The sequence below is a fragment of the Streptomyces bathyalis genome, from assembly GCF_015910445.1.
GTDB lineage: Bacteria > Actinomycetota > Actinomycetes > Streptomycetales > Streptomycetaceae > Streptomyces > Streptomyces bathyalis.
In genome coordinates this window covers 5,427,966-5,451,399 of the sequence record NZ_CP048882.1, presented here as the reverse complement: position 1 = coordinate 5,451,399, position 23,434 = coordinate 5,427,966, and the positions used below count along the sequence as shown (strand labels likewise).

Below are 23,434 nucleotides of genomic sequence, written 5' to 3'. Positions count from 1 at the left end.
AAGAAAACTGATGGCAGAGCGCAGATTAGCGAAGGAATTCCGAGGGACGTGAGTGTTGAGGTGGACGACGGACGGACACCCACACAGCGAGAGAAGGAAGTTTCCGCCATGGCAAAGATCCTGATGGTCGTCTCCGCCGCCGACCGGCTCACGCTCGCCGACGGCACGACCCACCCCACCGGCTTCTGGGCCGAGGAGGTCGCCGTCTCGCACCGCGTGCTGCGTGAGGCAGGCATCGACGTGGACATCGCCACTCCCGGCGGCGTGCCGCCCACCGTCGACCCGATCAGCCTCGACGAGCGCGGCAACGTGGACGAGCCCTCCGCGAAGGAGTTCCGCGCCTATCTGGAGGGCCTCTCCGACCAGTTGGACAAGCCGCTCGCCCTCGGCGACCTGCGGGCCGCCGACTACGACGGGGTCTACATCCCCGGCGGTCACGGCCCCATGGAGGACCTGGCTCAGGACGCGGACCTCGCCCGTCTGCTCAGGGAGACGGACCGGAGCGGCAAGGTCGTCGCTGCGCTGTGCCACGGTCCCGCGGGAGTACTCAGCACCAGCGGCGAGGAGGCCGGCGAGGGCTTTCCCTTCGCGGGCCGCAGGCTCACGGTCTTCACCGACGAGGAGGAGCGGCAGGGCGGACTCGGCGAGTCGGTGCCGTACTTCGTGGAGAGCAGGCTCCGTGAGCTCGGCGCCCTCGTCGAGACCGGTCCGGCCTGGACGAGCAAGGTCGTCGCCGACGGCAACCTGGTCACCGGCCAGAACCCGCAGTCCAGCGCCGACACCGCGCGGCAGGTTCTGCGGACGCTGAAGGAGAAGGGCGCCGCCTGAGAACGGCGGCACACCCTGACGAGGCCCCGGGAGGCGAATGCCTCCCGGGGCGCTTCGCAGCCCGGCCGTATGCCGGGTCGCCGCCGCCCGGCCCTGACCGCGGGCGGTCTCCGCTGCTCACCGGTCGGAAGCCGGCAGCCAGTCAGCCGACCGCACCCTCCGTGGGGACGGCGTAGTCGGGCAGGTCGCCGATGCCGCTCACCTTCTTGCCCACGCGGATCATGGCGTCCATGCAGAGCCGCCTGGAGAGCAGACCGTTGCGGAAGCGTGCGCCCGCGCGGGTGCGCGGCGCGAGGAACTTGCCCACCCGGCCGCCTCCTCGCTGGCAACCCGTGGCGTAGGCGCGCAGCCTGCTCTCGTACCGTGCGAAAGCCGCCCGGTGATCGCCTTCCGCGCGGGCCAGTTCGCCGGCCAGCACATAGGCGGCGACCATGGCGCAGCCCGTGCCCATCCCGCCGACGGTGGCTCCGCAGGCCGCGTCTCCGACAAGGCCGACCCGGCCCTTCGACCAGGACCTCACGTCCGCCCTGCTGATGGAGTCGAAGTACAGCTCCGGCGCCTCGTCGAGGGAACGGAGCAGCCGGGGCACCTCCCAGCCCATCCCGGAGAACGCTTCGTCGACAAGTCTCTTGTGCTGCCCGGTGTCCCGGCGGTCGAGGTCGAGCCGGGGCGAGGCGAACATGAACATGGCTCCCGCGCGTCCCCGGTGGCGGTGGTCGGCGCCGACGGAGGCCATGCGCCCCGGTGCGTTGTGCGCGATCGAACCGTGCGTCACGCCGAGGGTGTCGGCGAGCTCCCAGACGGCGACGTAGTAGCCGAGGTGACGAACATGGTTCTCCTCGGGGCCGAAGACGAGCCGCCGGACCTGGGAGTGCAGCCCGTCCGCGCCGATCACGAGCCCGAACTCGCGCGGCGCGGCATGCCGGAACTCGGCCCGCACGCCCGACGCGGTTTCGGTGAGGGCGGTGATCGTGTCACCGAAGACGTACTCGGTACCGGGCAGGCTGTGCTCGTAGAGCACCTTGGCCAGATCCCCTCTGAGCACCTCCAGATCGCCGCCCGCGAAGTCGGAGGGCAGGTGCAGCAGCGTCCTGCCGGCTTCGTCGACGAACCGGATCGGGCTGCCCTCGGTCCTGACGCGCCGCAGCTCGGGGAGCACGCCCATGCGTTCCAGGACCGTGAAGTGGGTCTCGCCACGGAAGTCGACAGCCTGGCCTCCGCCGCGCAGGGCCGGTGCCAACTCGACGACGGTGGGCTCGAATCCGTACTGCCGCAGCCAATAGGCCAGCGCCGGGCCTGCGATGCTCGCACCCGAGACAAGGACTGTCCTGTTCACATTTCCCTCCCCGCTGAAACCGTGTCTGACGGACACGGTTTATTTACTGTGTACCATGGACACGGTTTTGTCGACCGGAAAGCCGGTGAGCGCATGAGCGGGTCCGGACGCGGCAGCGTCCACGCCGAGACGGCGCGGCTCCTGTGGGGCGCTCCCCGCGGACGTGCCCGCGGCCCGAAGCCGACGCTGGGCACCGATGACATCGCCCGCGCGGGCGTCGAGATCGCAGACGCCGAAGGCATGTCGGCTGTGTCCATGCAGCGGGTCGCCGCACGCCTGGGTGTCACCAAGATGGCGCTCTACCGGTATGTGCCGGGCAAGAACGAGCTGGTGGCGCTGATGGTGGACGCCGCCATCGGGCCCTATCCGGAAGAGACCGGGCCGCGCGGCGACTGGCGGGCCCAACTGACCGCATGGGCCCAGCAGTTGCTTGTCGTCTTCGGGCGAAGTCCCTGGGTGCTGGACGGCACGGTGGGACCGCGTCCGCTCGGCCCTTCGGAACTCGCCTGGATGGAACGCCCCGTCGCCGCGCTGGAAGGCACGCCGCTGACCGGGGCGGAACGGCTCGATGCCGCCGTGCTGCTCGTCGGACACGCCCGCAGCATCAGCGAGCAGGCACGTGCCTCGACCCCCGGAGCGAGCCAGGAGGGGGAACTGAGCACCGTTCTGTCCGAGCTGCTGGAGACGCACGGCGAACGCTTCCCCGCCCTGGCCTCCGCGCTCGGCTCGGCCGCCGAGCGGCGCGAAGAGATGGACCAGGCATGGGAGTTCGGCCTTGAACGGATCCTGGACGGACTGGGCGTGCTGATCGAGCGGCGAGGCGGCTGACCTGCGTCTCCCCCCCGTCCCCTCGGGTTTCCCCCACCCCAGGCGGGCCGCCAGCCGGATGTCGCCTGCGGGGCGGATCCGGCGATCGTGTGCGTCGGGCATCCGAGGACCGACGGGGGAAGGCTTGACCATGGAGGCAGGAAGTTCGTTCGGCACCGCCGCGAAGGCCATGACCGCCGCGGCCGTCGTGCTGGCTCTCACGGGCAGCGCCGCGCTCAGCGTGGCCTCCGCCCAGGAGGCCCGGCACTCCGCCGGGGCTGACCGGCACGCCAAGGGTCCGGCGGCAGGGGTGTGGCGCATGGACGGCTACGGCACGGTGCTCACGGTCGGGCGCGGCGGCAAGCGTGTGCAGGAGTACCAGACCACCGGCGTCAGTTGCCTCAAGGGCGCTTCGGCCGAGCGCGTACGCGGCGGCGGTGGAGCGGCTCGCTACGAGACCGGCGACGGAGAGAGCTTCACGCTGCGAGGCGTCGGGGGTGGCGGGCACCGGGCGTCGATGCACGTGGACGGCTCTCCCGGTGACCGCCATCTGCGCCGCGTCGGCGAACTGCCCGGCCGCTGCGGCATCGACGTCCCCGGCAACGACCCGGTCGCGACCTTCGACGTCTTCTGGCAGACCTTCGAGGAGAACTACCCGTTCTTCGCCGCGAAGGGAATCGACTGGCACGCCGTACGCGACCGCTTCCGCCCGCGAATCGACGAGCACACGTCACGCAAGGAACTCTTCGCCGTTTTCCGTGAGATGGTCGCACCGCTTCACGACGCTCACGTGGCCGTACTCGCCGGGGACACCGGCTCGTTCGCCCAGGTCCGCCCCGGCACCCGCATGCCCACCGCCGAACTGGACGCCAAAGTCCGCGAGTTCATCGAGCAGCGTGACCTGGAGGGGCGCGGGCTGCGGGAGTTCGCGGGCGGCCGCATCGGCTACGCGGATCTGCCCGGCGGGCAGGGCTATCTGCGCGTCTCTGGCTTCACCGGCTACACCGAGGACGGCGACCACGCGGCCGACCGCGCCGAGTTGGGGCGGGCGCTCGACGCCGTCCTGACGAAGGACCGCACGGCACGCCTCCAGGGCCTGATCGTCGACCTGCGGATCAACGGCGGCGGATCGGACAGCCTGGGCCTGGAGTTGGCCGCCCGGCTCACCGGCCGTCCCCATTTCGCCTACGCCAAGGCCGCACGGAACGACCCTGCCGACCCGGCCCACTTCACCGGGCCGCAACCCGTGTACGTGCGCCCGGTACCCGAACGGCCCCGGTACACCGGCCCGGTGGCGGTACTGACGGGCGGCTCGACGCTCAGCGCGGGTGAGACCTTCACACAGGCGCTGATGGAGCGGCCGGGACGGACGGTGCGGATCGGCGAGCACACGCAGGGCGTCTTCTCCGACACGCTCGAGCGGCGCCTCCCGAACGGCTGGAGCTTCCTGCTCCCCAACGAGGAGTTCCGCACCCGTGACGGACGCACCTTCGACGGCACCGGCATCCCGCCGCACATCGCCGAACCCGTCTTCACCGACGAGGAGTTCGAGCACGACCGGGACTCGGCCTTCGACCGTGCGGTCGCGGAGCTCGGCAGGGACCGTCGCTGACGGCAGGGCCGTGCGGCGCTCCGCGCGCCCGTTCCGGAGCCGCCGGGCGCCGCCCGCCCGGTTTTCCCGTTGGCGTACTGCTCCCGCGAACGGCAGGCTCATCGGCGTGATCGAGCTCGAGGTACTGACGCCGGACGACTGGAAGACCTGGCGCACCCTGCGCCATGCGGCGCTCGCGGACGCGCCGTACGCCTTCAAGTCCCGCCTTGCGGACTGGCAGGGCGACGGCGACCGCGAGGAGCGGTGGAGGGATCTGCTGGGTATCGCCGGCTCGTACAACCTCGTCGCCGCACTCGGCGGGAAGCCCGTCGGCATGGCGCGGGGAGTCCCCGGTACCGAGACCGGCGCAGCCTGGCTGCACTCCATGTGGGTGGCCGGTTCAGGGCGGGGCTACGGCGTGGGAGACCGACTGGTGCGGGCTGTGGAGCTGTGGGCGGTCAGGTCGGGTGCCGGGCTGCTGAGCCTTGCCGTCATGCCAAGCAACCGCCCCGCGATCGCCCTGTACCGCCGTCACGGCTTCGAGGAAACCGGGCTGCCCGGTGCCCCGCTCCCCGACGGGCAGCACGAACTGGTCATGGCGAAGCTCCTTGGCCCGAGCGGGACTTGAGGCCCCCGCGGTGTACCGTCTCGCCTTCGGCAGGACGCTCAAACGCGGCGCCAGCGCGCCAGCATGAGGGAGAAAAGGCCGTAGAGGGCGACGCCCAGGGCGATGGCCGCGAGCAGCCAGGGGCCCGCGGGCGTGTCCGCGAACGACCTCAACGCGCCGTCCATGCCTTTGACTTCGTCGGCGTCGGAGGACCAGGCCGCCTCCATCGCGAAGAACCCCAGGGCCACGAGGACCGCTCCGCGGGCGACGCCTCCGCTCACCCCCAGCAGGTCCACCCACTTGCGGTTCCGCCGCGGAATGCGCGACATCCTCAACTGGTCGTGATACTTGCGCCGTAGGGCCTGTACGGCACCCCAGGCGCCGAACGCTGCGACGACCACCCCGACTCCGCCGACCAGCAACTCCCCCGCCGGTACGGACAGCGCCCGGGCGGTGATGTCCTCCGACTTCGCGTCGCTGGAGCCGCTGCTCCTCGCCCCGTTGGCGAACGACAGCACGGAGACGGCCAGGACGGCGTACACCACGAACCGTCCCGCCGACATCAGCCGCTTGCGCTTCTTGCGGCCGCCTTTCTCCGAAGCGCCGAACACGGCCTCGGACAACCGCCACACGGCGAGCCCCGCCAGTCCGATTCCGACGGCCCACACGAGCAGCAGGCCGAAGGGCCGCGCCGCCAGCTCCCGCAGCGCACCGCTCTGATCGGCCTGGTTTCCACCGCTGTCGCCGAAGGCGATCCGCAGCGCGGCCAGCCCGACGAGGATGTACAGCACGCCTTGAGCGACCATGCCCGCACGGGCGACGCCTTCGAGCATCGAGCTGTCGGCGGCCCGCTTCGCGCTCCGCCGCCCCCGTCTCATCACTGCCGGTGCGTTCATGGCTGCCCGCCTCCCCTGCCCTGGATCACGCCGGGCGTCGGGCACCCGGCGGTTCAGCGGTTGCCCCGGCTGGGGTGAAGAAAACGCGACGGTCCGGTGCGGAGGGGCCGCCGAGACGGAGGGCGGCGGCCCCGACCACCCATGCCGGCCAGGGAGTTGTGGGGTTCCCGGCAAGCGAGGGAGGCGGCGGTCAGAACCGCACCGTCCGGTCCCGGGTGACCGTCGGAACGGCGAGGACGGCGTCGAACGCGTCGAGGACCGGGGTGGACAGGACGGCGCTCTGCGTGCGGATCCGCCGGAGCAGCGGCTTCTGCTCAGCGTCCCGCGGTGACCTGCGCAGATCGGTGAGCGTGATGTCGTCGCCGTGCCCGGCATCGATGAGTGCGGCCTCGACGCTGCCCTCCTCGGCGGGTTCGAGATCGGCGTCAGCGAGGGTGAAGCCGACCTCGGCGCTCGGGTCGGGAAACATCTCCGGGACGTGGTCCGCGGTGTGGACGAGGGCGACCGACCTGTAGTCCCGGCCGAGCATGCGCCGCAGGTGCTGTCCCATGGGGAGCGCTGTGAGCGCACCGTCGAACTCCAGCGCCGTCGTCTGGATGTGGTTGTTGTGGGCGGCGAGCACGATCCGGGCGTCCGGCCCGGCGTGATCGAGGTGCCAGCGCACCGATTCGGCCATGAAGGTCTCCCGCACCGACAGATCGGCCGCCGCGCCATGCCCGGACATCAGGCCGTTCATCGCCCGGAACATGTGATCGGTGTGGCATGCCGCCTCCACCCGGCGCAGCGCGATGTCGAAGCGGCTCTGACTGCTTCGGGAGACGCAGAGCGGTTCGACCGCACGCAGGCGAAGCAGCAGACGCGCCAACGAGGCGGTCAGCGCGTCCTGTTCGGCGACGGGAAGACCTGCCCACGCGGGGGCTGCGGCGGCCCCGGAGCCCGCTCCGTCGAGGAACCGGTCGCTGATCTCCAGAGCGGTCTCCAGTACGGGGAGAGCAGCGGGGTCGGCCTCGCGCAGGTATTCGGCCACCGGTTCCAGGGCCGGACGCAGGGCACCCCCGGCCTCGGGGAGGTCGATGCCGGCGAACCGGAGAGGGCTGCGGCCGGTGCGGTTGTGGCGGCGCAGCCAGTGCATCAGGTCCGCAGCACCCCAATCGGCCGCGCTCCGGCTCACGTTCGCCAAGTCGCCGTCGTCACCTTCCCCTTGGAGCCACCGGTCGAGCGCGAAGGCCTCGCTGAAGCCGAACTCGAAGGCGAAGACGGAGAATCCGCACCGTTCCGCGAGAAAGCGCAGCACCCGCCGGCGAGCGAGGGAGAACTCCTCGACGAAATGGGCGTTCTCGCCCACCGCCACGACGCGGGCTTCGCCCACGATGTCGCGGAGCGGCTCGAGATCGTCCAGCGGCTGCCGCGGATCGAGGGTCGCAAGAGTGGTGGCGTGCTCGCGGAACCAATCGGCAAGTACGTCACGGGAGGAGGACTGATCAGCCATGGGTCGGGACCGTCTTTCGGCTCAGGGGGTCGGGACACGGCCGCGCCGTCACGACGGGCGCGGCAACTCGGTCGCGTGCAGCGCCGACCGGCGCCGGCGTCTGCGCACACGCCTCGCGGATGCTGCCTCGACGGGCCCTCAGAGAAAGAGACTGCCAACTGCCATGCAGGCACCGTAACTCCGGGCACAGCAGGGACGCAGCCGAATATGACGGCATCCCCCATCGACCGTGGCCCGTTGCCGTTGCCGTTGCCCGGCGAAGCCGGAGGAACGGCCTCCTCGCCAACCGGGGCCAGCGGCTGATTGGTTTGCCGGGTTCGTCGTGCGCGGCATGCACCGGCTGCAGATCGAGACGCCCTCGGACAACGCAGCGATGCTGCGCGCCGCCGAAGGCAACGGTTTCGTCCGCGAGGGCGTGCTCCGCTCCTCGGCTTGTGTGATGGGCGAGTTCCTGGACGAGGTGCTGCTCGGACTCCTGGTCCAGGACTGGAATCCGGAGACGAAGGGCGGAGCGGCCATCCCCAAGTCCCTTGGTGCAGCTGTCCGTTGACGTCATGACGACGCAGGGGCCGGCGCGAGCGGTTCAGCGGGACCCGTTGTCGAACCTCGCCGAGACGGCCTCTTCCAGCGTGAGACCGCTCTCGTCCCCTTCCGGCTCCAGGAACGAGTGGACGATCGCAAGAGCCACCGTGCCGAAGAGGGAACGCCGTCCGTCGTGGTCGACGACATCGGCTTCCGGATCCCCGATGGCCCGGAGGATCATGCCGTCGGTGGCTGCGGAGAGCGCGTTGGCCAGGTCGTCCAGTGTCAGCCCCGGGCGCAGACGCAGGCCGCGCTCGCGTAAGACGTCCGCGTAGAGCTCTTTCCACGTGCCGAGGTACTCCTCGTACATGCTGGAGATGGCACGCTTCACCTCCACGTCCCCGTCGGCCGACGTCATCAGGGCCAGGGCGAGGCGAACGGAGGGAGTCTCGATGCCGTCAGCGGTGTGCTCGTAGGCAATCTCGTGCACGGCGTGCACGAAGTCCGGTCCCTTCACCAGCCTCTTGGTGTTCGCCACACGCTGCCGACGGTACTTCGGGCGATAATTCTCTTCCCACACCGCGAAGTTGATCAGGTCGGCGACGAAGTCCGACTGCGACTTCCACACGTGTCGCAGCGATCTGGGTTTCCCCCGCCTGGGAAAGGGTCGGGGGTTGTTGGCAACCTCGTCGGCAACGGTGCGCTGGGAGAGGAAGCTGAGGAGGAAGGGCTTCCCGTGGGGGCCGCCTTGGGCTCCCGGGCCGAGGTGCCGTTCCAGCAGACGCATTCCTGCCGCCAAGTACGCGGCCGTGAAGGGGTCGTTCGCAAGCTTCGCGCGGTATTCCGGTCTGCTGCGGTTGAGATGGCGCAGCACCCCGGAAAGGTCGCGGTTGTAGGGATACGGAAGCAGACGCTTCCCGGGCCGGAATCTGGCTGTGCCGCCCGGAGGCCGAGGCTCGTTCTCATCTGTCATGCCCGCATGATTCCCGGAGCCCGTCCCGGCAGAAAGGGGCGCAGGTGCGCGGCAGTTGAACGAATTCGCCGATACGGCGCGGATGCGCGGCAGTTGAACGAACTCGCCGATACGGCGCGGGTGCGCTGCAGCGGGGTCTCCCGTCACCGGGCTACACAGGTGTTCTCCGAACCTGTGAAGGGGTGAGCGAGACATGCTCACGACTCAGATGACCGCCGCAGACGCGGTGTGGGTACTGGCTGTCGTCGTTGTCAGCGGGGCGCTGGTCCGGCTGATCCTCGCCGTAGTTGCGGCTCACGCGGCAGGCAAGGCTCTCGAGCCGTCCGCCGATTCAAGAGCCGCCGACCGGCTGCGCGCCCACCGCCTCGCGGTACTGCGTGCCGTCCTCAACGGCCTGCGCACGCCGAGACGTTGACGTGCCGGCGGCGCGTGCTCCGCCGGCCGCCGGCCCCTTCCGGCCACCGGCAGTGCATCGTGGGCGCGACGTCAATTGCCACGTTCCCGTCGACCACGCCGGGCGGGGGCAGCAGTGTCCCTGCCGGTCACCGACGCCCTCACGGGAATCGAGGACCTGGTCGGCCCCGCCCGCCGGGCGAACGCCGACGTCCTCGCCCGCTACACGTTCGACCACGACCCGGCGTCGGTCGGCGGGGTCGGCGGTCCGGCGGTCCGGCGGTCCGGCGGTCCGGCGGTCCGGCGGTCCGGCGAACGTATCCGGCCTTCTCCAGGCGGCCGATCAGGCGGGTGGTCGCCCCGGTGGTCAGCCCCGTGCGTCCGGCGAGTTCACCGGAGGTCAGCGAGCCCTCCAGAGCGATCTGACCGCGTCGCCGTGCGGCGGATGTCTCCCCCGCGTCGTCGACGACGAGCAGTACGTCGTGGTCCGAGCGGGAAGTCGCCGCGCCCTCGCGTGCCTGCGAGCCGCTGAGGACCACTCCGAGCACGTGCGGGTCCCCTGCCGCCCGGGCCCGGAGCGCGGCGAATTCGTCCTCGGGCCTCATCGCGCCCCGCCCTCGCCGCCCCGTGTCAGAAGTACCCCTTCCTCCCGTCGAGCAGCTCACGGATGATGTCCGCGTGCCCGGCATGGCGGGCCGTTTCCTCGATCATGTGGTGCAGGATCCACCGCAGGGACGTCTGGTCCGCCTTGTAGCCGGGGTGCCGGCCCACGGTGTCGAGCTCGTGCGAGGCGGTGATCCGGTTCGACACCTCGCACTGCTGCCCGTACTCCTCCAGCAGCCGAGCGAGGGGAACGCCCTCGACCATCATTTCCGCGTCCTCGGGCCCGTCCTCGAAGAGTGGCCCTTCGGCGGGCCCTCCGATCAGCAGGACCTCGAACCAGCAGTGCTCGACCCAGCGCATGTGGGAGACGAGTCCGGCCATCGTCATGTGCGGCGAGGCGGGCAGCACCGACCGGTGCGCGTCCGCCTCGGAGAGCCCCTCGCACTTCCAGTGGATGATGGCGCGCTGCATGTCGAGCCATGCGACGAGCTGCGTCCGCTCGTCGGCGTCGAACCGCGGACGTATGCGGGGAGGAGGCGTCATGCCGGGACGCTAGCCCGTCCCCGATCCGGGGCGCACCGCAATTTCGGCGCCCGGTTGGCGCGGTCGGTGCCGGACGGAGGCTCGTCGGTCTTCTCTCGGCCGCGACCCGCTCAGCCCGCTCAGCCCGACAGCGCGGCCGCGAAGGCGCCCTCGTCCTGGGCGACGCCGCTGCAGGTCTCGTCCACCTCCTGCTGCTCGCCGCCCGCGCACTCGCGGTCGCGTGCGGAGGACCACATGGACAGCCCGCCGAGGTCCCTCTTCGAGGCGAACGCGGCCAGTTGTGCCGCGTCGTCCAGCGTGAACGTCTCGGCCTCGATGTCGTTGACGCCGATCATCACCGTCAGCCGCAGCGCCCGCCATGCGCCGGCGTCGGAGAGACCGAGGAGAGCGGTCAACTCGTCGTGGGTGGACCGCGCCGCCGCCATCGCGTAGTCGCCCATGTCGCCTGTGTGGGACGGGCTGTAGCTCATCGCCATGACGTTCACGGCGGAGATCTCCACGTCCTGATCGGCGGTCGTGCGGAGCAACTCCTTGCCCTGCGGCGCCAGTCCGGAGGGCATCACGGGAAGCGTGAACGACACCTCCAGTCCGTCGTCCCGGCTCTGAAGGAGCTCGATCGCCTTCGCACGGCGCGCCGTGGCCGCGGAGTCCTCGAGCGTGTCCCCCTCGATGTCGAAGTCCGCCGCCTGTGCGCCCGTCCGATCCAGCACCTGCTCGTAAGCGTCGGCGAGTTGGGCCGGGCTGTCGCAGGCCAGGGCGAGTTCGGTGTCCGTCGCGCCGCCGAAGGACACGCGGATGTCCGCCCCGCTCTCCCGCAGCCCCCTGATCCGCTTCGTCGCGGCCGCGTCGTCGATCGCGGTCTCGTCGTCCCACATGGGGGCGCACTCGTCGTCACCCGAGGCGACGGCGAACGCCACATGGAACGCCGAGGGCGTGCCGGCGGTTTCCGTGCCGGCGGCCGTGGTGGCACTCACGTACGGAGCGAAGGGGACAGCGGATCGGGCTCCGCCGCGTCCGGCGTCGTCTTGCGGCGCGCCGGACGAGGAGCATCCCGCGCACACGACCGCGAGAACGCCTGCGAACCGCACCATCCAGTGCCGCACGCCGATCACCCCTTCCCGCGTCTTCCCGCGTCGTCCCGCGTCGTCCCGCGTCGTCCCGCATCCTTCGAAGTGGCCCTCGCAGAACAGCAGTTCGCGAGAGCGCCCGGTTCAGCAGAAACCATGGCACTCATCCGGTGTGCCGGACGGGGACACAGAGAAATCACAAGAACGGTCTCCAGGATGCCCGGCCATGACTCTCTCGCCTACCGACGCGCCTTCCGACGACCGCAGCCGGCACGGGAGCGCGGATCAGTCCGGGGAAGCGGACAACCTCGTCTTCGTGGACGCCACCGGCCGCCGGGCTCTTCTCCTGCGCCGGGCGGGGATCGTGCTCGGCGCCGCGTTCCTCGTGTACGGGGTGATGGTCGGCGTGTCCTTCATGGGAGGTCCCTCGCTCGCCCCATCGGAGATCGCCCCGTTCGACAGCGTCAGCGACACCCAGAATCAGGATCCGGCCACCGAACGTGTCCGCAAGGACAACTCGCCCTCCGCGCGCAACTCCGCGCGGCCGTGCCGCAAACAGTGCCGCAAGATCTGCAGGAAGCACCCCGGAAAGGCCGCCTGCAGAAAGAGGCTGCTGGGCAGGACGGTGAACGGACCCGACGGTGCGACGCCCACACGCTCCGCCCCCGCATCCGTCCGGTGAGGGGCCCCTGAAGCAGATGACCTCCACAGCCACACGAGCCAGACACGCCAAGCCGGGGCAGCTGTCCGCCGCACGCCGCCCCGCCTTCTTCGGGCCACGCGCCGTCCTTGCCTTCCTCGCCCTGTTCGCGCTGATCGGCGTGATGCTCTTCAACGGGTATCTGCACGCGGAACTCGGCGACGACAAGCGCGTGCGCGAGGACGCCTCCTCCGACCGCGTCCCGAAGAGGGTTCTGGGCGGCGGATCCACGCTGTCGTTCCCCAACGGCAAGGCACGCAACCGGCCCGTCCCGCGCAAGACCGTCGCGCTCACCTTCGACGACGGTCCCGACCCGAAGTGGACCCCGAAGGTCCTCGCCATCCTCGAGAAGTACGACGTACCGGGCACCTTCTTCGTCGTCGGATCGATGACGGCGCGCTATCCGGACGCCGTGCGCGAGATCGTCGACGGGGGCAACGAGGTCGGCATCCACACCTTCACGCACGTCGACCTCTCGTACCAGAGCGCTGAGCGCGTCGACCGGGAGATCGCACAGACACAGCTCGCGCTCGCCGGCGCCGCGGGGATCAACACCTCGCTCTTCCGGGCCCCTTACTCCTCCACCACCGACGCCATCGACAACTACAGCTGGCCCGTCTACCGGCGACTCGGCACCAACGGCTACACGAGTGCCTTCGTGGACACCGACAGCGAGGACTGGCAGAACCCCGGGGTCTCGAAGATCGTCGAGAACGCCACCCCCAAGGGCGCCAAGGGCACGTCGGTGCTCTTCCACGACTCCGGGGGCGATCGTTCCCAGACGCTCAGGGCGCTGCCCGAGTACATCGAGAAGATGAAGGCCCGCGGCTACGACTTCACCACCGTCAGCGAGGCGGTGCGACGGCCCAGCGCCCACCGGCCGGCCTCCGGGCCCCCTCTGTGGCAGGGCAAGGCGCTCGTCGCGGCAACGGCGGTCGCGGAGTTCACGATGCCGGGCCTGGTCGTCGGGCTCACCGTCGTCGGCATTGCCGTGCTCGGCCGCTCCGCGCTCATGCTCGTCCTGGCCCGCCGCCACCACCGGCAGCGCAACCGCCCGGGCTTCTTCTGGGGGCCGCAGGTGGTGGAGCCGGTGAGCGTCATCGTCCCGGCGTACAACGAGAAGGAATGCATCGTCGGCACTGTCACCTCGCTCGCCCGGAGCACGCATCCGATCGAGATCATCGTGGTCGACGACGGTTCGACGGACGGCACCCCGGAGTTGGTCGAGGCGCTCGCGCTGCGCAACGTCAAGGTGGTGAGGCAGGAGAACTCGGGCAAGGCCGTCGCTCTCAACAGGGGGATCGCACATGCCCGTTGGGGCATCGTCGTGATGATGGACGGTGACACGGTCTTCGAACCGGACACGATCCACGCGCTGGTGCAGCCCTTCGGCGATCCGTCCGTCGGCGCGGTGGCGGGCAACGCCAAGGTCGGCAACCGCAGGACCCTCATCGGGGCCTGGCAGCACATCGAATACGTGATGGGCTTCAACCTCGACCGCCGCATGTACGACCTGCTGCGCTGCATGCCCACCATTCCGGGCGCCGTCGGCGCCTTCCGCCGCGAGGCACTCGCGCACACCGGCGGCATGAGCGAGGGCACCCTCGCGGAGGACACGGACGTCACCATCGCCCTGCAACGCAGCGGCTGGCGGGTCGTGTACGCCGAGCACGCCATCGCCTGGACCGAGGCGCCCGGTTCCATGCGGCAGCTGTGGCGGCAGCGTTACCGCTGGAGTTACGGCACGATGCAGGCGCTGTGGAAGCACCGCCGTTCCGTCCGCGACCCCGGAGCGTCGGGGCGGTTCGGGCGGGTCGGGATGCCGATGGTGGTCCTCTTCCAGATCGTCACGCCGCTCCTCGCGCCGCTGATCGACCTCTTCACGCTCTACGCGGCGGTCTTCATCGATCCGCTGAAGTCGCTGGCCGCCTGGGGGCTCGTGCTGGCGGTGCAGCTGATGTCCGCCGCGTACGCCTTCCGGCTGGACAGGGAGAGGTACCGCTTCCTGCTGATGCTGCCGCTGCAGCAGATCGTGTACCGGCAACTGATGTATCTCGTGCTGATCCACTCGTGCGTCACCGCCGCCACCGGCGGACGCATGCGCTGGCAGAAGCTGAAGCGCACGGGAGAGGTCGGAGCGGTCGGCGTCGGCTGAAGCGCACGCGGCGCAGCGTCGGCTGAAGCACACGCACCGCCTCATGGCCACCGGTCGGTCACTCGTCTTCGCACGCTGTGACCACCGGCGGCCAACGGTGGCCGCCCCGTTCCTCCACCTCTGACCTGGGACGACAGCGAAAGCCGCCGAGGCTTCGGCCGGTCGCACACGGACTTGAACATGCAGGCATTTACTTGCATGATGGAGCCGTGAGCACAGACGTGGACAAGGTCTTCAAGGCCCTGGCCGACCGGACCAGGCGGCATCTGCTGGACCGTCTGCACGAACACAACGGGCAGACCCTGGGCGAGCTGTGCGGGCGCCTCGAGATGACCCGCCAGGCGGCGACGCAGCACCTGGCGATTCTGGAGGCGGCGAACCTGGTCAGCACCGTGCGGCGTGGCCGGGAGAAACTCCACTACCTCAACCCCGTCCCCCTTCACACGATCCAGGAACGGTGGATCGACAAGTTCGAGCGCCCGCGCCTCCGGTCGCTGAGCGCACTCAAGCAACGAGCGGAGAACGCCATGACCGACAAGCCGCGATTCGTGTACGTCGTCTACATCGAAAGCACCCCGGAGAAGGTGTGGCAGGCACTCACCGACGCCGACATCTCCGGCTCCTACTGGGGCCACCGCAACGTCTCCGACTGGCAGGCCGGTTCCTCGTGGGAGCACCAGCGCACGGACGGCTCAGGTGTGCCTGACGTCGTCGGGAGGGTGGTGGTGAGCGAGCCCCCCACGCGCCTCGTGACGACCTGGTCCGACCCCGCCGGGCAGCCCGCGGACGAACCCTCGCGGGTCACCTTCGACATCGAGCCGCACGGAGAGATCGTCCGGCTCACGGTGACCCACGAGGATCTGAAGGACGAGAACGAGCGGGAGCAGGCAGCCTCCGGCTGGGCGGCCGTGCTGTCGAACCTCAAGTCCCTGCTGGAGACGGGGAGTCCTCTGCCGCGGGAGCCCTGGCTGGTTCCGTGAGGCCGGGCGTGCTCAGCCGAGACCGTCGAGCGCGATACCGGCGTGGTGCGGCCACTGGTCGGCATGGCTGACGGGGATGGCCACCCAGTCCTTGAACGGGCGTCCCTTGCCGGAGGGGTCGAAGAGCTCGGCACCGGTCAGCGCGTGCGCGTCGGCGTGTGCCGCGGTGCCGTCACCGAGCTTGACGGCAAGGACGTCTCCCTTGAGGCAGGCGAAGGCCTTTCCGCCCGCCTTGAGGGCACGCTTGCCGAACATGGCGCCGGCAACGGCGCCGCGCGGGGCGAGTGCGTCGGCGAGATCGTCGAACAGCTCGTCGGGGTTCAAGGGATGGCTCCTCACGAAGGGGCGTGAGAACCGATCCTTGCAGCACATCCGCGGGTGTGAGCGCGAAACCGGGACTCGCGCGGCACCGGCTCGCCGGTCACGGCAGCGCCAGGTTCAAGCGGTCGGACGAACTCGGGCAGCCCGACGAGCTGTTGACGATCCCGCGGCGACGCGCCCGGACCACGAAGGTCGTCGCCGCCCAGCATCCACGGCGCGGCCGAGCGGGCGGTGAGCGGCGGGCTCGCCGAGAGCACGAGGCCGAGGCGGGCAGCCGGCCTACTCCTCGAACGGGTCGAAGTCCTCGTACTCGCCCAGCGCTTCGTCGCGCTCCGCCTCGCGGTCGCGCCGGCGCTGGGCAGCCGGACGCGGGGCCTCCATGCGGTGGTCCTCACCGCGGCGGCCGAGCATCTCCGCGCCGGCCATCATCGTCGGCTCCCAGTCGAAGACGACCGCGTCGTCCTCTCCGCCGATCGCGACGCCGTCGCCCTCGCGTGCGCCCGCCTTCATCAACTCGTCCTCGACACCTAGGCGGTTGAGGCGGTCGGCGAGGTAGCCGACGGCCTCGTCGTTGTTGAAGTCGGTCTGGTGGACCCAGCGTTCGGGCTTCTCTCCCCGTACGCGGAAGAAGCCGTCGGCCTCCTTCGTGACCTTGAAGCCCGCGTCGTCCACGGCCTTCGGGCGGATGACGACCCGCGTGGTCTCCGTCTTCGGCATGGCGGCGCGCGCCTCGTCGACGACCTTGGCGAGGGCGAACGACAGCTCCTTCAGTCCCTGCCGGGAGACGGCGGAGACCTCGAACACCTGGTAGCCGCGGTCCTGGAGGTCGGGGCGGATGATGTCGGCGAGGTCCTGGCCGTCGGGGATGTCGACCTTGTTGAGTACGACGACGCGCGGCCGTCCCTCCAGGCCGCCGTACTGGGCCAGTTCCGCCTCGATGACGTCCAGGTCGCTGACCGGGTCGCGGTCGGATTCGAGGGTCGCACAGTCCAGTACGTGCACGAGGACCGAGCAACGCTCCACGTGCCGCAGGAAGTCCAGCCCCAGCCCCTTGCCTTCGCTCGCCCCGGGGATCAGTCCGGGGACGTCCGCGATGGTGAAGACCGACGAACCGGCCGTGACCACACCGAGGTTGGGAACGAGCGTGGTGAAGGGATAGTCGGCGATCTTCGGCTTCGCAGCCGAAAGCACCGAGATGAGCGAGGACTTGCCAGCCGACGGATAGCCGACGAGGGCCACGTCCGCGACGGTCTTCAGCTCCAGCACGATGTCGCGTGCCTCGCCGGGCTCGCCGAGCAGCGCGAATCCGGGGGCCTTGCGGCGGGGTGAGGCGAGGGCGGCGTTGCCCAGGCCGCCTCGGCCTCCCTGGCCGGCGATGAACACGGTGCCCTTGCCGACCATGTCGGCCAGTACTTCGCCGTTCCTGTCGAGGACGACGGTGCCGTCCGGAACGGGCAGTACCAGGTCCTTGCCGTCGGCCCCCGAGCGGTCACCGCCCTCCCCCGGCCTGCCGTTGGTGGCCTTGCGGTGCGGGCTGTGGTGGTAGTCGAGCAGCGTCGTCACGTCGGGGTCGACGACGAGGACGACGTCACCGCCGCGGCCGCCGTTGCCGCCGTCCGGACCGCCGAGCGGCTTGAACTTCTCCCGGTGGACGGAGGCACAGCCGTGGCCTCCGTTACCCGCGGCGACATGCAGCTCGACGCGGTCCACGAAGGTGGTCATGTGAAGTGCCTCCAGGCTGAGGTTCGGTGCGTGGTGTGCCGCGCGTTACCGCGGCGGACGGGCAGACGGCGGGACGCGCCCACGGGGCGGCCGGCCGATGCGGGTGCCAACACACCGAGGGCGGACCCGCTTCCCTACGTACGAGCGGATGCGTACGCGCGGGAGCGGCCGTCCGCCCTCGGTGGTGATGCGTGCTGCGATGCGCTACTGGCGCGGCTGATTACTCAGCGGCAGGAACGATGTTCACGACCCTGCGGCCACGGCTCGTGCCGAACTGCACCGCACCGGCGTCGAGCGCGAACAGCGTGTCGTCGCCGCCGCGGCCGACACCCGCACCGGGGTGGAAGTGCGTGCCGCGCTGGCGGACGAGGATCTCACCGGCGTTGACGAGCTGACCGCCGAAGCGCTTCACACCCAGGTACTGAGGGTTGGAGTCGCGGCCGTTCCGGGTGGACGATGCGCCCTTCTTGTGTGCCATCTCTAGCTCAGTCCTTACTTCTTCTTCTTGGCCGGCGTGGGGATGTCGGTGATCTTCAGCGCGGTGTGCAGCTGGCGGTGACCGATCCGCTTCTTGTAACCGGTCTTGTTCTTGTACTTCTGGATGCGGATCTTGTCGCCCTTGTGGTGGTCCACGACCTCGGCCGCGACCTTCACCCCGTCCAGCACCCACGGGTCGCTGGTGACCGTGTCACCGTCCACGACGAGCAGGGCTGAGAGCTCGACGCGCTCGCCGGCCTTGCTCTCTGAAATACGGTCGACCTCGATGACGTCGCCCACAGCCACCTTCTGCTGACGGCCGCCGGTGCGCACGATTGCGTACACGCGGAACTCTCTCTCTCGTCACGGAACCCCTGACGCCAGCCGCCCGGCATGGATCCGGCAGGCGGTGAGGACACCGCAGCCGGGGCTCCACGTTCTGATCCGAGTGGATTGAGCGGCCTCTCCCGCAGTGGTGCAGCGGGAGGGAGTTGCTCAGGAGCGTGGCGCATCCCGATTGACACGCCAGCGGTCAAGGTTACGGGCCGCCGCACACGCTGGTCAAACCGGTGCCCTCGGCGTCCCGGACGCTCCGCGGGTGCCGGGCCGGGCGGAATCCCTTTGCGGGAAAGGGCCTTGCCGTGGACGGGACGCAACTGACGGCCGACCCCGTACGGGCAAGGGCCGCTCGACGGCGTGCGTGCACCGTGAGCGGCCCTTTCCGTTTGTCGCCGGTCGGTCGGTCAGTCCTCCGGCTGCTCCTCGTCGGCAGGGGCGGACACCGAGGACGGTCCGTCCTGCTCGGCCGCGGCCGTCTTCCTGGACGTGGCCGACCTCTTGGCGGTGGAGGCCGCCTTCTTCGCCGTGGCCCTCTTCGCCGTCGCCCTCTTGGCCGCGGACTTCTTCGCGGCGGACATCCCGGACGAGGCGTCCGCCGTCCGGTCCTCCTCGCCGTCACCGGCATCGGAGGAGCCCTGGGGAGCCACGTCCGCATCGTCCGACGCCGAGGGCGGCGGCCCCGCCGGGGCGGAGACGCTGCGGGTGGCCCGGCGCCGCGCACGCACCGGAGGAGCGGCCTCCGGAGCGGACACATCCGGCACCGCCTCGACCGGCGGCTCCGGCGGCGCCGCCGTGAGCTCGGAGGAGGGCAGCACGATCGCACCCGCCTCGTCCGACGCCGACGGCGATCCCGCCGGGGCGGAGACGCTGCGGCTGGCCCGGCGCCGCGCACGCACCGGAGGAGCGGCCTCCGGAACGGACACATCCGGCACCGCCTCGACCGGCCGCTGCTCCTGCGCCGACCGCTCGTCCGCCTTCGACGCCACGACGGTCACCACTGCCTCCTCGGAGGCGGGCGGCGACCCCGCGGGGGCCGAGGCCTTGCGGGCCACACGGCGGCGACGCCGCGCTGGGCGCTCCGCCACCGGCTGTGCGCCCGTCTCCGGCTGACCGGCGTCCTGCTGAACGCCGCCCGCGTCACTCACGTCAGCGGTGGCGACCCTGCCACCAGCTTCGGAGCCTTCCCGCGAGCGGCCTTGCCCGTTTCCCGGGCCGGTGGCCCCCTTCGGGGTGCTCTCGTCGCTATCGACGGGGCCCGTTCTCGGCTGCTCGGTTTTCTCGCGATCCGTACTGCCGCTCGCAGGCGCCTCGGGCTGGGTCTGCGCGGAGGTCTGCATCCCCGTCGCCGGCTCCGCCACGGAAGCAGCGGCGACCGGCACCGGCTCCCGCTCCGCGGACTCCTGCTCACCCTCCACCGGTGCCGTCTGCGGAGCACCCTGCGGCGCCGTCGCCTTGCGGCTGCCCCGGCGCCGGGTGCGGCGTCCGGACGCGGCTGCGGACTCGGCCTCCGCGACCGAGCCGTACAGCTCCTCGTCCGGCGTGAACTCCTCGTCCGCGTAGGCCTTTTCGGCCTTGGCCGCCGCCTTTCCGGCCTTGCCGGCCTTTGCGCCCTTGGCACCCTTCGCGCTCTCGGCCTCGGCGGCCGCCTCCGGCTCGGGCAGGGACGCAGGCTCTGCCTCGGCCTCGGACGGGGCCTTGGTCTGGAGCTGCGCCTGCTTGTCGCTGCCGCTCTTGCCGCCCCGCTTCCTGGCCTTCTTGCTGCCCGCGGCAGCGGGCTGCTCCATGTGCACGTGGACGCCGCGCCCGTTGCAGTGCACGCACGGCTCCGAGAAGGACTCCAGCAGCCCCTGCCCGACGCGCTTCCGCGTCATCTGCACAAGCCCCAGCGATGTCACCTCGGCGACCTGGTGCTTCGTACGGTCCCGGCCCAGGCACTCCAGCAGGCGCCGCAGCACCAGGTCCCGGTTGGACTCCAGCACCATGTCGATGAAGTCGATCACGATGATGCCGCCGAGGTCGCGCAGCCGCAGCTGGCGCACGATCTCCTCGGCCGCCTCCAGGTTGTTCCTGGTGACGGTCTCCTCCAGGTTGCCGCCCTGGCCGGTGAACTTGCCGGTGTTGACGTCGACGACGATCATCGCCTCCGTCCGGTCGATCACCAGCGAACCGCCGCTCGGCAGCCACACCTTGCGGTCCAGCGCCTTCATCAGCTGCTCGTCGATGCGGTACGTGGCGAAGACGTCCACGTCCGACGTCCACTTCTCCAGCCGCTCCGCGAGGTCCGGCGCGACGTGCGAGACGTAGCCGTGGATGGTCTCCCATGCCTCGTCACCGCTGACGATGACCTTGGAGAAGTCCTCGTTGAAGATGTCGCGCACGACGCGCACCGTCATGTCCGGCTCGCCGTACAGCAGCGTCGGGGCGTTGCCCTTCTGCGCCGCCTTGCGCTGAATGTCCTCCCACTGCGACTGCAGCCGTTCGACGTCGCGGCGCAGCTCGTCCTCGCTGGCGCCCTCGGCGGCTGTGCGGACGATGACGCCCGCGTCCTCGGGGACGATCTTCTTGAGGATCTGCTTGAGACGCGAGCGCTCGGTGTCGGGCAGCTTGCGGCTGATGCCGGTCATCGACCCTTCGGGCACGTAGACCAGGTAGCGGCCGGGCAGCGAGACCTGGCTGGTCAGGCGGGCGCCCTTGTGGCCCATGGGGTCCTTGGTGACCTGCACCAGCACCGACTGGCCGGACTTCAGCGCGGTCTCGATGCGGCGCGGGCCGTTGGCCATGCCCAGCGCCTCGAAGTTGACCTCGCCGGCGTACAGGACCGCGTTGCGGCCCTTGCCGATGTCGACGAAGGCGGCCTCCATCGACGGCAGGACGTTCTGCACCTTGCCGAGGTAGACGTTGCCGACGTACGAGGTGGACTGCTCCTTGTTGACGAAGTGCTCGACCAGCACGTCGTCCTCGAGCACGCCGATCTGCGTGCGCTCACCGTTCTGCCGGACGATCATCTCCCGCTTCACGGCCTCACGGCGCGCCAGGAACTCCGCCTCGGTGATGATGGGCACCCTGCGGCGGCCCTGCTCACGTCCCTCGCGACGGCGCTGCTTCTTCGCCTCCAGGCGCGTCGATCCCTTGATCGCCTGCACCTCGTCGACGGGCTCGTCCTTCTTGCGGCGGGGCTCGCGGATCTTGACGACGGTGCGCTCCGGGTCGTCGTCCTCGCTCTCGCGGGCCGCACCGGAATCGCCGGAGTCGCTGCCACGGCGGCGGCGACGGCGACGGCGACGCGAGCTGCTGGACGAGCCGGAGCCGCCTCCGGAGCCGCCACCCCGGGTCTCCTCGGCGTCCTCGTCACCTTCGTCGGACTCCGCGGCCTCTTCGCCCTCGCTCTCGGCGTCGCCACGCTGCTGCGACTGACCCTCTCGGCCCCCGGCGCCGGAGTCCGCGGCGGTCTCGTCCGACGACTCGGAGCTGTCACCGCGGCGGCGCCGCCGCCCGCCACGGCGGCGACGGCGTGCGGGACGCTCGTCCTGGCCCTCGTCGGACGCGTCGTCCGCGCCGGACTCCGTGGCCTCTTCCTCGCCTTCGTCGCTCTCGGCGCCCTCGGCGGCACCCTGGCCATCACCGGACGTGTCGGCGCGGCGGCGTCGACGGCGGGGACGCTCGGAGGCAGCGGGCGCTTCCTCTTCGTCCTCTTCCAGCTCGTCGGCCTCCTCGACCGCCGAATCGGCGGCGGCAGCGGCGGCGGCGCTGTGCGGCGTCTGGAACTCAGGCTCGGTGAACACGGGCGCCTGGAAGAGCGCCATCGGGGGCTGTGCCTTGCGCTGCGCGGCACCCCGTCCGCCGTCCGTCTCCGGCTCGGCGCCCTCCGGAGCACCGGCGGCCGTGGACGCTGTCGTCCCCGCGGCCTTGCGGGCGGTGCCGCGGCGGCGGGTCCGTGTGCCCGGCTCGGCGGGCTCGTCGGCTCCGGCGGCCTCTGCCGTCTTCGGTGCGTCCGCCTCTGCCGGGGCTTCGGCTCCGGTCTCCGCGGACGCCTTGGACGAGGCCTTGGCCGACGCGCTCGCCTTGCGTGCGGGCGAACGGCGCGAGCCGCGTGCGGGCGCCTCGGCCCCGGCCTCCTCGCCATCGCCCGGCTTGCCCTCGGCGCCCTGGCCCTCGGCCTGCTTGTCCTGCTGCGCGGTGTCCTCCGTCGCTGCGGCCGTCTTGCGCGTCGTCCGGCGGCGGGCGCGCGCGGGCCGGTCGGGCTCGTCGCCCGCACCTGCCTGTGCGTCCTCACCGGCGCTGGCGTCGCGGGAAGTCTCCGCCACGGCCGGTGCGCCCTCCGGGGCGGCGGCCCTGCGCCGCGCCCGCGGTGGCGGCGAAGGATCGGCGACGGCCTCCGACGCGGTCCCGGCGGCCCCCGGCACGTCCGCGGACGCACCGGCGGACGCGGAGTTCTCCGTCCCGGCGGTGGTGACCTGTTCGGCAGCTGCGGGCTCGCTCACGCTCGGGGCACCCGCGGGGGCGCTGGCCCTCCGGGTGGCCCGCCGCCGCGGCGGCGTGGACACGGGAGCCGGCTCGACCGCGGGCTCACCGGCGTCCACGGAACGGGCGTCGACCGCCCGGTCTGCGGCCGCACCGGCGGACGCGGGCACGTCGCTCGTGGCGATCACCTCGGAAGCCACCGACGGTTGCGCCGGCGGACCGGCGGGACGGCTGGCGGCACGGCGGCGGCGCGGCGGAAGGGTGTCGCTCGGAGAGACGGAGCCGGCGACGCCCTGCTCCTGCTCCGGCGTCTCCGCCTGCGCGTCCTGCGGCGTCTGCTGCGACGCGGGCTGTCCGGTAGGTGCGGCGCTCCAGGCGCCGGTGCCCTCCACATTCCCTGTGTGCTGCGCGCTCTCCGCGTTCACGGCGTCATGGCCGTTCTCCGCGGCTGCGCTTTCATTTTCGTTGTTCGGTTCGAGCATGCGGGCGTTTCTCCCGTCGCGCTCCCGGGCGCCGCGCCTCATCGATCAGGCCACGGCCCACGCTCGGGGCGGGCCGTGCTCCAGGGCGCGGGCGCCACACGGGAGCTTCTGTCTCACTCGCCGGTTCCGGTCTGTCTTCCGT

The 23,434-nt window shown here is 71.0% G+C and carries 20 protein-coding genes and 1 pseudogene; 9 read left to right on the top strand and 12 right to left on the bottom strand.

Features of this window, described 5'->3' with window-relative positions; genetic code table 11:
* Positions 1-108 precede the first annotated feature (108 nt).
* Positions 109-828 (top strand): type 1 glutamine amidotransferase domain-containing protein, encoded by a 720-nt coding sequence (locus G4Z16_RS23570; protein ID WP_197352669.1) that lies wholly within the window; start codon positions 109-111, stop codon positions 826-828.
* A gap of 142 nt (positions 829-970) precedes the next feature.
* Here the strand turns inward: G4Z16_RS23570 and G4Z16_RS23565 are convergent, their stop codons facing one another.
* Positions 971-2,164 carry an FAD-dependent monooxygenase gene (locus G4Z16_RS23565; RefSeq protein WP_197352668.1) on the bottom strand — a complete coding sequence of 398 codons (1,194 nt, stop codon included), beginning with the start codon at positions 2,162-2,164 and terminating at the stop codon, positions 971-973.
* 93 nt (positions 2,165-2,257) lie between these two features.
* On the opposite strand from G4Z16_RS23565, the gene G4Z16_RS23560 reads away from it, so the two are divergent.
* The 3 genes from G4Z16_RS23560 (at position 2,258) to G4Z16_RS23550 (ending at position 5,190) form a co-directional block, all read left to right on the top strand.
* The gene (locus G4Z16_RS23560) at positions 2,258-2,992 is read left to right on the top strand and encodes a TetR/AcrR family transcriptional regulator (RefSeq protein ID WP_197352667.1); all 735 of its coding nucleotides are present in this window, start codon (positions 2,258-2,260) and stop codon (positions 2,990-2,992) included.
* 130 nt (positions 2,993-3,122) lie between these two features.
* A complete protein-coding gene (locus G4Z16_RS23555) occupies positions 3,123-4,583 on the top strand; it encodes a S41 family peptidase (RefSeq protein WP_197352666.1) in 1,461 nt (486 codons plus the stop codon).
* Positions 4,584-4,689: 106 nt separating this feature from the next.
* Positions 4,690-5,190: a GNAT family N-acetyltransferase gene (locus G4Z16_RS23550; RefSeq protein ID WP_197352665.1), complete on the top strand. Its 501-nt coding sequence runs from the start codon at positions 4,690-4,692 to the stop codon at positions 5,188-5,190.
* A gap of 38 nt (positions 5,191-5,228) precedes the next feature.
* Here the strand turns inward: G4Z16_RS23550 and G4Z16_RS23545 are convergent, their stop codons facing one another.
* Complete coding sequence (locus tag G4Z16_RS23545) at positions 5,229-6,065, bottom strand: DUF1206 domain-containing protein (RefSeq protein WP_197352664.1); 837 nt, start codon at positions 6,063-6,065, stop codon at positions 5,229-5,231.
* Between the two features lie 190 nt (positions 6,066-6,255).
* Positions 6,256-7,554 carry an erythromycin esterase family protein gene (locus tag G4Z16_RS23540; protein WP_197352663.1) on the bottom strand — a complete coding sequence of 433 codons (1,299 nt, stop codon included), beginning with the start codon at positions 7,552-7,554 and terminating at the stop codon, positions 6,256-6,258.
* A 313-nt stretch (positions 7,555-7,867) separates the two neighbouring features.
* On the opposite strand from G4Z16_RS23540, the pseudogene G4Z16_RS23535 reads away from it, so the two are divergent.
* A pseudogene (locus G4Z16_RS23535) lies at positions 7,868-8,104 on the top strand (GNAT family N-acetyltransferase); the annotation flags it as partial.
* A 33-nt stretch (positions 8,105-8,137) separates the two neighbouring features.
* Here the strand turns inward: G4Z16_RS23535 and G4Z16_RS23530 are convergent.
* Positions 8,138-9,049 carry a hypothetical protein gene (locus tag G4Z16_RS23530; protein ID WP_197352662.1) on the bottom strand — a complete coding sequence of 304 codons (912 nt, stop codon included), beginning with the start codon at positions 9,047-9,049 and terminating at the stop codon, positions 8,138-8,140.
* A 193-nt stretch (positions 9,050-9,242) separates the two neighbouring features.
* Between G4Z16_RS23530 and G4Z16_RS23525 the strand changes: the two genes are divergently transcribed.
* Positions 9,243-9,464, top strand: coding sequence for a hypothetical protein (locus G4Z16_RS23525; protein ID WP_197352661.1), 222 nt, complete (start codon positions 9,243-9,245; stop codon positions 9,462-9,464).
* 139 nt (positions 9,465-9,603) lie between these two features.
* Here G4Z16_RS23525 and G4Z16_RS33335 read toward each other — a convergent pair whose 3' ends face one another.
* From G4Z16_RS33335 to G4Z16_RS23510, 3 genes are all read right to left on the bottom strand, one after another.
* Entirely contained in the window at positions 9,604-10,047 is a 444-nt protein-coding gene (locus G4Z16_RS33335) for a MarR family transcriptional regulator (protein WP_197352660.1), read from the bottom strand.
* A gap of 25 nt (positions 10,048-10,072) precedes the next feature.
* Positions 10,073-10,588, bottom strand: a complete 516-nt coding sequence (locus G4Z16_RS23515) for a DinB family protein (RefSeq protein WP_197352659.1) — start codon at positions 10,586-10,588, stop codon at positions 10,073-10,075.
* A gap of 119 nt (positions 10,589-10,707) precedes the next feature.
* Positions 10,708-11,679 (bottom strand): chitinase, encoded by a 972-nt coding sequence (locus tag G4Z16_RS23510; RefSeq protein ID WP_197354855.1) that lies wholly within the window; start codon positions 11,677-11,679, stop codon positions 10,708-10,710.
* 202 nt (positions 11,680-11,881) lie between these two features.
* Between G4Z16_RS23510 and G4Z16_RS23505 the strand changes: the two genes are divergently transcribed.
* The 3 genes from G4Z16_RS23505 (at position 11,882) to G4Z16_RS23495 (ending at position 15,490) form a co-directional block, all read left to right on the top strand.
* On the top strand, positions 11,882-12,337 hold the full coding sequence (locus tag G4Z16_RS23505) for a hypothetical protein (protein ID WP_197352658.1): 456 nt from the start codon (positions 11,882-11,884) through the stop codon (positions 12,335-12,337).
* A gap of 16 nt (positions 12,338-12,353) precedes the next feature.
* Positions 12,354-14,510 (top strand): bifunctional polysaccharide deacetylase/glycosyltransferase family 2 protein, encoded by a 2,157-nt coding sequence (locus tag G4Z16_RS23500; RefSeq protein WP_197352657.1) that lies wholly within the window; start codon positions 12,354-12,356, stop codon positions 14,508-14,510.
* A gap of 221 nt (positions 14,511-14,731) precedes the next feature.
* Positions 14,732-15,490, top strand: a complete 759-nt coding sequence (locus G4Z16_RS23495; RefSeq protein WP_197354854.1) for an ArsR/SmtB family transcription factor — start codon at positions 14,732-14,734, stop codon at positions 15,488-15,490.
* 12 nt (positions 15,491-15,502) lie between these two features.
* On the opposite strand, the gene G4Z16_RS23490 is transcribed toward G4Z16_RS23495, so the two are convergent.
* From G4Z16_RS23490 to G4Z16_RS23470, 5 genes are all read right to left on the bottom strand, one after another.
* Positions 15,503-15,814: a hypothetical protein gene (locus G4Z16_RS23490; protein ID WP_197352656.1), complete on the bottom strand. Its 312-nt coding sequence runs from the start codon at positions 15,812-15,814 to the stop codon at positions 15,503-15,505.
* Positions 15,815-16,090: 276 nt separating this feature from the next.
* Entirely contained in the window at positions 16,091-17,533 is a 1,443-nt protein-coding gene (obgE, locus tag G4Z16_RS23485) for a GTPase ObgE (RefSeq protein ID WP_197352655.1), read from the bottom strand.
* Positions 17,534-17,753: 220 nt separating this feature from the next.
* On the bottom strand, positions 17,754-18,011 hold the full coding sequence (gene rpmA, locus G4Z16_RS23480; RefSeq protein ID WP_197352654.1) for a 50S ribosomal protein L27: 258 nt from the start codon (positions 18,009-18,011) through the stop codon (positions 17,754-17,756).
* Positions 18,012-18,025: 14 nt separating this feature from the next.
* Positions 18,026-18,355 carry a 50S ribosomal protein L21 gene (gene rplU, locus G4Z16_RS23475; RefSeq protein ID WP_197352653.1) on the bottom strand — a complete coding sequence of 110 codons (330 nt, stop codon included), beginning with the start codon at positions 18,353-18,355 and terminating at the stop codon, positions 18,026-18,028.
* 398 nt (positions 18,356-18,753) lie between these two features.
* Positions 18,754-23,292 (bottom strand): Rne/Rng family ribonuclease, encoded by a 4,539-nt coding sequence (locus G4Z16_RS23470; protein WP_246531015.1) that lies wholly within the window; start codon positions 23,290-23,292, stop codon positions 18,754-18,756.
* Positions 23,293-23,434: the final 142 nt, after the last annotated feature.

Excerpts from the sequence above, each read along its gene's own strand:
- G4Z16_RS23570 (WP_197352669.1), top strand. The coding sequence starts at position 109 with ATGGCAAAGATCCTGATGGTCGTCTCCGCCGCCGACCGGCTCACGCTC.
- G4Z16_RS23560 (WP_197352667.1), top strand. The coding sequence starts at position 2,258 with ATGAGCGGGTCCGGACGCGGCAGCGTCCACGCCGAGACGGCGCGGCTC.
- G4Z16_RS23555 (WP_197352666.1), top strand. The coding sequence starts at position 3,123 with ATGGAGGCAGGAAGTTCGTTCGGCACCGCCGCGAAGGCCATGACCGCC.
- G4Z16_RS23545 (WP_197352664.1), bottom strand. The coding sequence starts at position 6,065 with ATGAACGCACCGGCAGTGATGAGACGGGGGCGGCGGAGCGCGAAGCGG.
- G4Z16_RS23540 (WP_197352663.1), bottom strand. The coding sequence starts at position 7,554 with ATGGCTGATCAGTCCTCCTCCCGTGACGTACTTGCCGATTGGTTCCGC.
- G4Z16_RS23530 (WP_197352662.1), bottom strand. The coding sequence starts at position 9,049 with ATGACAGATGAGAACGAGCCTCGGCCTCCGGGCGGCACAGCCAGATTC.
- G4Z16_RS23525 (WP_197352661.1), top strand. The coding sequence starts at position 9,243 with ATGCTCACGACTCAGATGACCGCCGCAGACGCGGTGTGGGTACTGGCT.
- G4Z16_RS33335 (WP_197352660.1), bottom strand. The coding sequence starts at position 10,047 with ATGAGGCCCGAGGACGAATTCGCCGCGCTCCGGGCCCGGGCGGCAGGG.
- G4Z16_RS23515 (WP_197352659.1), bottom strand. The coding sequence starts at position 10,588 with ATGACGCCTCCTCCCCGCATACGTCCGCGGTTCGACGCCGACGAGCGG.
- G4Z16_RS23510 (WP_197354855.1), bottom strand. The coding sequence starts at position 11,679 with ATGGTGCGGTTCGCAGGCGTTCTCGCGGTCGTGTGCGCGGGATGCTCC.
- G4Z16_RS23505 (WP_197352658.1), top strand. The coding sequence starts at position 11,882 with ATGACTCTCTCGCCTACCGACGCGCCTTCCGACGACCGCAGCCGGCAC.
- G4Z16_RS23500 (WP_197352657.1), top strand. The coding sequence starts at position 12,354 with ATGACCTCCACAGCCACACGAGCCAGACACGCCAAGCCGGGGCAGCTG.
- obgE (WP_197352655.1), bottom strand. The coding sequence starts at position 17,533 with ATGACCACCTTCGTGGACCGCGTCGAGCTGCATGTCGCCGCGGGTAAC.
- rpmA (WP_197352654.1), bottom strand. The coding sequence starts at position 18,011 with ATGGCACACAAGAAGGGCGCATCGTCCACCCGGAACGGCCGCGACTCC.
- G4Z16_RS23470 (WP_246531015.1), bottom strand. The coding sequence starts at position 23,292 with ATGCTCGAACCGAACAACGAAAATGAAAGCGCAGCCGCGGAGAACGGC.